This window comes from Amycolatopsis sp. SID8362, assembly GCF_010550475.1.
GTDB lineage: Bacteria > Actinomycetota > Actinomycetes > Mycobacteriales > Pseudonocardiaceae > Amycolatopsis > Amycolatopsis eburnea.
The window spans coordinates 1-1160 of record NZ_JAAGNB010000718.1; the positions used below are offsets into that span (position 1 = coordinate 1).

Below are 1160 nucleotides of genomic sequence, written 5' to 3' on the forward strand. Positions count from 1 at the left end.
CGCGGCCGGGCTGCGGATCGACCAGGGCGCCCGCGAGGTGTTCCTCGACGGCCGCGAGCTGACCATGACCGCGAAGGAGTTCGACCTGCTCACGTTCCTGTCCACGCACCCCCGGCAGGTGTTCACCCGCGCCCAGCTGCTCGAACGCGTCTGGGCGAGCGCCGCCGAATGGCAGGGCGAAGCGACGGTCACCGAGCACGTCCACCGCCTGCGCCAGAAGATCGGGCCGGAGCGGGTGCGAACCGTCCGCGGGGTCGGCTACCGGTTCGAGCCGTGACCCGCACCCGCGAAGCCGCGACCGACACCGAAGCGCTGCTCCAGGCGCAGTCCGGGGTCCTCGAACGCATCGCGGGCGGCGTCCCGCTGCCCGACGTGCTGACCGAGGTCGCGACCACCCTCGAACGGCTCATGCCGGACTGCCACTGCTCGATCCTCCTGCTCGACCGCGAATCCTCGACGCTGCGCCACGGCGCCGCGCCCTCGTTGCCCGCCACGTACTCCTCCCGCATCGACGGGCTCGCCATCGGCCGCGACGAAGGGTCGTGCGGCGCGGCCGCCTACCTGGGGACGCCGGTCGTCGCCGAGGACGTCACCACCGACCCGCGCTGGATCCGCTACCGCGACCTCGCGGGCGCGCACGGCCTGCGCGCCTGCTGGTCGACGCCGATCCGCGGCCGGGCCGGCGTGGTCGGCACCTTCGCCGTCTACCACGAGCGGACGCACCAGCCGACGTCCCGCGAGCGGGATCTGGTCGACCGGCTCACCCACCTGGCGTCGGTGGCCATCGACCACCACGCGCTCTTCGGCGCGCTCGCCGACAGCGAGGAGCGGTTCCGGCGGGCGTTCGACGACAACGCGATCGGGATGGCGATCACCGCCGCCGACGGGGCCGTGACCAGGACGAACGAGGCACTGCGCGACCTGCTCGGGCGGTCCGAGCACGAACTGACCGGGGTCCGGCTGGCCGAGCTGTTCACGCCGGTGACCGCGCCGGAGGCGCCCTACGAGGCGACGCTGCGCCACCCCGACGGCCGGACGCTCGACGTGGTCGTCTCGGTTTCGCCGGTGGCCGGGCCGGACGGCGTGCCGGTCCGGCTGATCGCCAACGTCCTGGACGTCACCCAGCGGCGCGCGGCCGAGCGCGAGCGCCAGGCCCGGCA

Annotated in this window: 2 protein-coding genes; both read left to right on the forward strand. The window is 74.4% G+C overall.

All coding sequences use genetic code 11. The features are described from left to right. Nucleotides 1-277, forward strand: a 277-nt coding sequence (locus tag G3I65_RS22000; protein ID WP_160697782.1) for a winged helix-turn-helix domain-containing protein, incomplete at its 5' end; no start/stop codon positions are given. Next, on the forward strand, nucleotides 274-1160 hold an 887-nt coding region (locus tag G3I65_RS22005), incomplete at its 3' end, for a GAF domain-containing protein (protein WP_160697783.1). The genes G3I65_RS22000 and G3I65_RS22005, both read left to right, overlap by 4 nt.